The organism is Paludisphaera soli, from assembly GCF_011064595.1.
Classification (GTDB): domain Bacteria; phylum Planctomycetota; class Planctomycetia; order Isosphaerales; family Isosphaeraceae; genus Paludisphaera; species Paludisphaera soli.
Map to the genome: position 1 here is coordinate 1 of NZ_JAALJI010000118.1, position 1026 is coordinate 1026.

A 1026-nucleotide genomic window follows, 5' to 3' on the forward strand; every position below is an offset into this window, starting at 1 on the left:
CTTACGCCGCAAGGAGGGCCGCCGTGAAGAGATACATCGTGACGCTGACGGACGAGGAGCGGGCGGAGCTGGAGGCGATGCTGGCCGGCGGGAAGTCTTCGGCGTTGAAGCAGGCGCACGCCCGGATTCTCCTGAAGGCCGACTCTTCTCCCGGAAGGTCGGCGTGGAGCGACTCGAAGATCGCCGAGGCGGTCGAGGTCGGGACGGCGACCGTCGAGCGGGTCCGCAGGCGGTTCGTCGAGCAGGGGTTGGAAGCGGCGCCGGTCCGCAAGCCGCAGGAGCGTCCCAGCCGGCCGAAGACGCTCGACGGCCGGGCCGAGGCGAAGCTGATCGCCCTGGCTTGCTCGCCGCCGCCGGGGGGCCGCAAGGCGTGGACCATGCAGCTCCTGGCCGACAAGCTCGTCGAGCTGGAGGTCGTCCCGGCGGTCTGCGACGAGACCGTCCGCCGCTGTTTGAAAAAAGCGAACTGAAGCCCCACCTGAAGAAGCAGTGGTGCATCCCGCCGAATGGGAACGCCGAGTTCGTGGCGGCGATGGAGGACGTCCTGGACGTCTACCATCGGCCCTACGACGAGAAGCGTCCGCTGGTCTGCCTCGACGAGGCGAGCCGCCAGCTGATCGGCGAGACGATCCTGCCGATCCCGGCGGCCCCCGGCCGCCCCGAGCGGTTCGACTACGAATACGTCCGCAACGGCACGACCAACCTGTTCATGGTCACGGAGCCGCTGCTGGGCTGGCGGGCCGTCAAGGCCACCGACCGGCGGACGGCCGTGGACTTCGCCGAGGTGGTCCGCTGGCTCGTCGAGGACGTCCACGAGGAGGCCGACAAGGTCGTGCTGGTGATGGACAACCTCAACACCCACAAGATCGCCAGCCTCTACGAGGCGTTCCCGCCCGAACAGGCCCGGCGGATCGCCGAGCGGCTGGAGATCCACCACACGCCGAAGCACGGCTCGTGGCTGAACGTCGCCGAGATCGAGCTGTCGGTCCTCTCCCGCCAGTGCCTCGACCGACGGATCGGGTCGAT

The 1026-nt window shown here is 68.9% G+C and carries 2 protein-coding genes; both read left to right on the forward strand.

The window, feature by feature from the left end; translation table 11 throughout:
- Positions 1-23: 23 nt before the first annotated feature.
- The gene (locus tag G6O68_RS31875; RefSeq protein ID WP_165253794.1) at positions 24-470 is read left to right on the forward strand and encodes a helix-turn-helix domain-containing protein; all 447 of its coding nucleotides are present in this window, start codon (positions 24-26) and stop codon (positions 468-470) included.
- Positions 371-1026 (forward strand): IS630 family transposase (locus tag G6O68_RS31880; RefSeq protein ID WP_165253796.1); only part of this gene is annotated, 656 nt, incomplete at its 3' end. The genes G6O68_RS31875 and G6O68_RS31880, both read left to right, overlap by 100 nt.